Source organism: Williamsia sp. (assembly GCF_016462415.1).
GTDB lineage: Bacteria > Actinomycetota > Actinomycetes > Mycobacteriales > Mycobacteriaceae > Williamsia_A.
On the sequence record NZ_JAEMTF010000167.1, the window covers coordinates 1 to 5254 of the forward strand.

Consider the following 5254-nt stretch of genomic DNA (forward strand, 5'->3'; position numbering starts at 1 on the left):
TCCGGCAGAAGCGGCTCGATGGCGGCCAGTTGGTCGCGGGTGACCCACGACGGGTTGCTGCCCTGCGGGAGCTTGAGCACCTCCATGTCCGACAGCGCGGGGATCTCGCGCAGGTCGGTGGCCAACACCCGATCACCCTCGGCCAGAACAGTGATGTCCGCGGGAGCCACCCACCCGTCGTCGGGATCCGACCGGGGCTCGTCGGTGACCCAGCCGAAACCCCAGATGCCGCGCGGCCGCGGCCCGTCCCCCGGGCCGCTGACCCAGAGCAGCACCCGCTGCCCGGGTCGCATCAGATCCTTGCGGTAGTTGTCGGCCACGCAACGGGATCTGATCGTGATCGATTCGTCGAACCGGCGACCGTCCGCTTTGAACACCCACGCCCCGAGGGTCTCCTCGGTGATCGCCCGCTTCGCCATCACCCCACCGTGCCATCGACGCGAACCGGCCGCACCCCGATCAAGAGTGCGGCCGGTGAGCGGACGAACCGCTGCTCGCGAGAAAGTCGTTCGGACTCAGGTCACTTCGCGAGGAACTCGAGGAGCGCCTTGTTGACCTCGTCGTGGTGGGTCCACAGCAGGCCGTGGGGAGCACCCTCGATCTCGATGTACTCCGCATCGGGCAGCGCCTTGGTGAACTCGCGACCGGTGGAATCGATCGGCAGGATGTTGTCGGCCGTGCCGTGCACGATCAACGCCGGGACGTCGATCTTCTTGATGTCCTCACGGAAGTCGGTGAGCCACGTCGGCTGCGCGGCCACCGAGGCCCACGGCGACGCGTTGTACGCGAGCTGGGTGTTGGCGTCGAGCGCCTCCTGGCTCAGCCGGTTGCCGAGGAAGTCGTCGGTGTTGAAGAAGTTCTTGAAGAACTCGGTGAAGAACGCGTACCGATCGCCCTTCACGGCCTCGGCGAGCCCGTCGAAAACGTCCTGCGGAACGCCGGCGGGGTTGTCGTCGGTCTTGAGCAGGTAGGGCTCGAGCGATCCGAGGAAGACGGCCTTCGAGACGCGCGACGATCCGTACTTGCCCAGGTAGCGGCCGACCTCACCGGTACCCATCGAGAAGCCGACCAGGACGGCCTGGTTGAGGTCGAGCTGATCGAGGACCGCCTTGAGGTCGGCGGCGTAGGTGTCGTAGTCGTGGCCGATGGTCGGACGGCTGGAGCGGCCGAACCCACGGCGGTCATAGGTGATGACGCGGTAGCCGGCCTCGAGCAGCGCCGAGGTCTGACGCTCCCAGGACGATCCGTCGAGCGGGTACCCGTGGATCAGCACGACCGGCTGCCCGGTGCCGTGGTCCTCGTAGTACAGCTCGATCGGAGCGGAATTCTCGGTTCCCACGGTGGTGACGTAGCCCATGACTGCCTCCTGAAGAAGTGCGATGTCGGTGAGATGAGAACGTTCGTTCTCCATCTGTCGCCGACACTACAGAACGATCGTTCTCCGGGCAAGTACACTCGGCAGATGGACACCACGCGGACCGCCATCCTCGACGCAGCCGACCGGCTGTACTACGAGCGCGGGATCCAGCAGGTCGGCATCGACGAACTGCGCAGCGCATCCGGCGTCTCCCTCAAGCGGCTCTACAGCGAGTTCCCCGGCAAGAACGCGATCGTCCTCGCCGTGCTCGAGCGCAGGCACAGGATGTGGGTCGACGGCCTCGACGTCGCCGCGCGCGGGCAGGAGACACCTCGCGGCAAGCTGCTCGCGATCTTCGATTTCCTCGCCGACTGGTTCATCACCGACCAGTTCCGCGGATGCGCGTTCATCAACGCGTTCGGTGAACTCGGCGGCTCGTCGCCGGAGATCGCCGCAGCCGCCCGCGCGCACAAGCAGAGTTTCCAGGACTACGTGGACACCCTCGTCGCCGACGCCGGCGGCACGGTCCCCCTCGCACGTCAGCTCGTCCTGCTGGCCGAGGGCGCTCAGACCACCTCGGCGATCAGCGGACGGCCGGAGGCGGCCGTTCACGCCAAGGCGGCTGCGGCCGTTCTCATCTCGGCCGCCCTCGACTGACCTCTACAGGTCGCCCGTGAGGAACTGGGCCACGCCGTTGCCGAACGACCAGTCGGCCTGCGTGTTCTCGACCACCGACACGATGAGGTCGTTGCCGTTCAGTCCGCACTCGTCGTGGAGTCGCTGCGCGAGCGCACGGTAGGTCGCCTGCTTCTGCTCCGAGGTCCGTCCCTGCTGGACGATCTGGATCAGGACGATGTCGTCGGTGCGGTCGAGACCCAGCCCGGTGTCCTCGGCGATGATGTGCCCCGACTTGTGCTCGGTGATCAGCTGGTACCGATCGCGCGGCGGTGCGGCGAAATGCTCACGCAGGACTTCCTGCACGACGTCGGCGATGCGGCGCACGGCGGCCGCATCCCGGCGGTCCTCGATCAGGTGGATGTGGACGAGTGGCACGGCGGGTCGTCTCCTCGGTTGGGGTCAACCTAGGGCAACGGTGGCCGCGCGGTCGGCATTCCTCGGCTACCCCGAGGCGGACTGACTCGCCGCCCATTCGGCGACGCGCCGCTCACTCTCCTCGGGAGAGAGGTCCTCGACACGCGTCATCACCGACCAGCGCACCCCGAACGGATCGAGGATGGATGCGAAGCGATCACCGGAGACGAAGGTGGTCGCCTCCTCGCGGATCGTCGCCCCGGCCGCCATCGCGCGTTCGACGACGGAATCGGTGTCGGTCACATAGATCGCCAGCGAATAGACCACCGGCGCACCCGCCCTGGGCGCGACGAGACCGTAGTCGGCCATCGGTTCGCCCACCGTCAGGCGGCCCATCGGGAAGCCCAGCTCGGCGTGGGCGACGATCCCGCCCATCTCGGTCACCGAGTCCACCTCGGCCCCGAACACATCTGAGTAGAATTCGATCGCCGCACGCGCGGGCGTCACGACGATGTGCGGCGTCAATGAGCTCGACCCGTTCGGTCGCCCGTCGACGGTGTGTTGTCCGGTTGCGGCAGTGGTGTTCTCGGTCATGCAGCCATCGTCGGCCACCGGACGGGGTGTGGTCTTGAACATTTCCGACAGATGCGCTCGGGAGGTCACGGTGGACGCGCAGCGCGGACTGCACACCGGCATCGCCGACCGCGGGCACATCAACGCGGGATCGCCGGCAACGCTGTTCGACCGCTACCCCATCGACCTGCCCGACCTGATCCGCCAGATCTGGACCGTGCGCTACAGCGTCCCGACCGGAGTGCTCCGCCAACGCGTGCTCGGCTACCCGGCGGTCAATGTCGTCTTCGAGCCGACCGTCGCAGCGCTCTACGGACCCGAACAGAGGGTCGGCGTCCGCGAACTACAGGGCGACGGCTGGGCCGTCGGCATCCTCTTCCGACCGGCCGCGACGCCGTTGCTCACACCCACACCGGCGGCCGGTCTCATCGGTGCCGAGGAGGCGATCACACTCGACGGTCACATGGCCGTGGCGACGGCGGTCGCGCAGGTCATGTCCCGGCCGTCCGACCCCGTCGCCGACCGCTCCGAGATCAGCGCGATCATGCGGTCGTGGCTCGCGCCCCTGGTCGACCGCCTCACCGACGCCGGTCATCTCGCCAACCTCGCCTGCCAGGTCGCCGAGACCCGCGACGACATCGTGCAGACCTCGGCGTTGGCCGACGAACTGCACACGTCCACCCGGACGGTCGAACGAGTCATCCGCGAGCACACCGGTTTCAGTCCGAAGTGGTTGATCGAGTGCCGTCGGATGCAGCGCGCCGCGACCACGCTCCACGCCCATCCCGACACCGCCCTGGCCCCGCTCGCGGCCGACCTCGGGTTCGCCGACCACGCCCACTTCTCGCGCAGGTACCGCTCGATCATCGGCGAGACCCCCGACGAGACGAGGCGGGCCGGCCGGGCCGCAGGCGCCTAGGTCCGCGTCGGGTCAGGTCGGCGACGTCTCCGCCGCCTCGGCCTGCGCGGTGGCCTCGACCGCACCCGACCACGCCACGGTGACCGCACCGACGACCGCCGCGACGAAGCCGATGACCGCCAGCCAGGCGAGTCCCTGCACCGTCTCGTCGCCGAGGAAGATCACGCCGATCACGCCGGGGACGACGGTCTCACCGACGACGAGCGCCGCGGTCGCCCCGTTGACCGACCCCAACTGCAGCGCGACGGTGTGCAGATAGAAGCCCGCACCGCCCGACAGCGCGAGCGCATACAACGCGGGGTCACCGAGCAGCGAGGACACACTGAACGGGTCGAGACCGTCGAGCACGCGCACCGAGATGGCGACGGCGCCGAACAATGCACCGGCTGCGAGGCCGGCCGCGATCGCGGCACGCGATCCGAGTAGGCGCACCAACGCCACCGACACCACGACCAGCGCGATCGTGGCCCCGAGCAGCACCCAGTGGAAGAGCATGGACTCGGTCTCGCGCGGGTTCTCCTTGGCCGACAGGCCGAGTGCGCACAGCGCCGCGAGGACGACACCGATCGCGATCCAGTCCCGCGCGTGCAGCCGGATTCCGAGGACGAAGATGCCCAGGATCGCGGTGATGACGAGGTTCGCGCTGATGAGGGTCTGCGAGAGGAACAGCGGCGCGAGGCGCGCCGAGACCGCACCCCCGACGAACCCGAGGACGTCGAGCGCGGTGCCGATGATGAAGTACAGGGTCAGCATCGCCAACACGGTCGAACGCAGTGTGGGGGCACCGGTCTCGGTCGACAACCCCGTCTCGCCCCGGGCCAACGCGGCGTCGTGCGAACTGCGCGCACCGTGGGCCTGGAGCACCGACGAGACGCCGTAGGCGATCGAGGCGAAGAGAGCTGCGAGAACTCCGGCGATCAGCATCGGACCATCATGGCGCGATCACGGCCGTAGGACGTCAATTCCGACCAACCCCGCCAGCGCCTCCGGCAGCACCACACTGCCGTCGGGCTGCTGGTGGTTCTCCAGGATGGCGACGATCCACCGTGTGGTGGCCAGCGTCCCGTTGAGGGTCGCGGCGGTCTGCGGCTTGCCCGCCTCGTCGCGGTACCGGACGGAGAGCCGACGCGCCTGGTAGGTCGTGCAGTTCGACGTCGACGTCAGCTCGCGGTAGGTGTTCTGCGTGGGAACCCATGCCTCGCAGTCGAATTTGCGCGCGGCCGACGATCCGAGGTCGCCGCCGGCGGTGTCGATGACCCGGTAGGGGACGTCGATCGCGGCGAGCATCTCCTTCTGCCACCCCAGCAACTTCTGGTGCTCGGCCTCGGCGTCCTCGGGCTTGCAGTAGACGAAGCCCTCGACCTTGTCGAACT

Annotated in this window: 8 protein-coding genes; 2 read left to right on the forward strand and 6 right to left on the reverse strand. The window is 68.3% G+C overall.

All coding sequences use genetic code 11. From position 1 onward, the window contains the following. Positions 1-419: hypothetical protein (locus JHC79_RS22465; protein WP_296395074.1), on the reverse strand; the 419-nt coding region annotated here is incomplete at its 3' end. 101 nt (positions 420-520) lie between these two features. After that, entirely contained in the window at positions 521-1357 is an 837-nt protein-coding gene (locus JHC79_RS22470) for an alpha/beta hydrolase (RefSeq protein WP_296395083.1), read from the reverse strand. Between the two features lie 105 nt (positions 1358-1462). On the opposite strand from JHC79_RS22470, the gene JHC79_RS22475 reads away from it, so the two are divergent. Then, the gene (locus tag JHC79_RS22475; protein WP_296395076.1) at positions 1463-2014 is read left to right on the forward strand and encodes a TetR/AcrR family transcriptional regulator; all 552 of its coding nucleotides are present in this window, start codon (positions 1463-1465) and stop codon (positions 2012-2014) included. Between the two features lie 3 nt (positions 2015-2017). Here the strand turns inward: JHC79_RS22475 and JHC79_RS22480 are convergent, their stop codons facing one another. Both JHC79_RS22480 and JHC79_RS22485 read right to left on the reverse strand, forming a co-directional pair. Then, the gene (locus JHC79_RS22480; RefSeq protein WP_296395078.1) at positions 2018-2410 is read right to left on the reverse strand and encodes a tautomerase family protein; all 393 of its coding nucleotides are present in this window, start codon (positions 2408-2410) and stop codon (positions 2018-2020) included. Positions 2411-2476: 66 nt separating this feature from the next. Then, positions 2477-2983 (reverse strand): VOC family protein, encoded by a 507-nt coding sequence (locus tag JHC79_RS22485; RefSeq protein WP_296395080.1) that lies wholly within the window; start codon positions 2981-2983, stop codon positions 2477-2479. A 34-nt stretch (positions 2984-3017) separates the two neighbouring features. Between JHC79_RS22485 and JHC79_RS22490 the strand changes: the two genes are divergently transcribed. Beyond that, complete coding sequence (locus JHC79_RS22490) at positions 3018-3881, forward strand: helix-turn-helix domain-containing protein (RefSeq protein WP_296395081.1); 864 nt, start codon at positions 3018-3020, stop codon at positions 3879-3881. 12 nt (positions 3882-3893) lie between these two features. Here JHC79_RS22490 and JHC79_RS22495 read toward each other — a convergent pair whose 3' ends face one another. After that, positions 3894-4802 carry a hypothetical protein gene (locus JHC79_RS22495; RefSeq protein WP_296395085.1) on the reverse strand — a complete coding sequence of 303 codons (909 nt, stop codon included), beginning with the start codon at positions 4800-4802 and terminating at the stop codon, positions 3894-3896. A 21-nt stretch (positions 4803-4823) separates the two neighbouring features. Continuing rightward, a partial coding sequence (locus tag JHC79_RS22500) for an aminoacyl--tRNA ligase-related protein (protein ID WP_366783235.1) occupies positions 4824-5254 on the reverse strand: 431 nt, incomplete at its 5' end.

Coding starts and splice junctions, on each gene's coding strand:
- JHC79_RS22475 (WP_296395076.1), top strand. CDS start 1,463: ATGGACACCACGCGGACCGCCATCCTCGACGCAGCCGACCGGCTGTAC.
- JHC79_RS22485 (WP_296395080.1), bottom strand. CDS start 2,983: ATGACCGAGAACACCACTGCCGCAACCGGACAACACACCGTCGACGGG.
- JHC79_RS22470 (WP_296395083.1), bottom strand. CDS start 1,357: ATGGGCTACGTCACCACCGTGGGAACCGAGAATTCCGCTCCGATCGAG.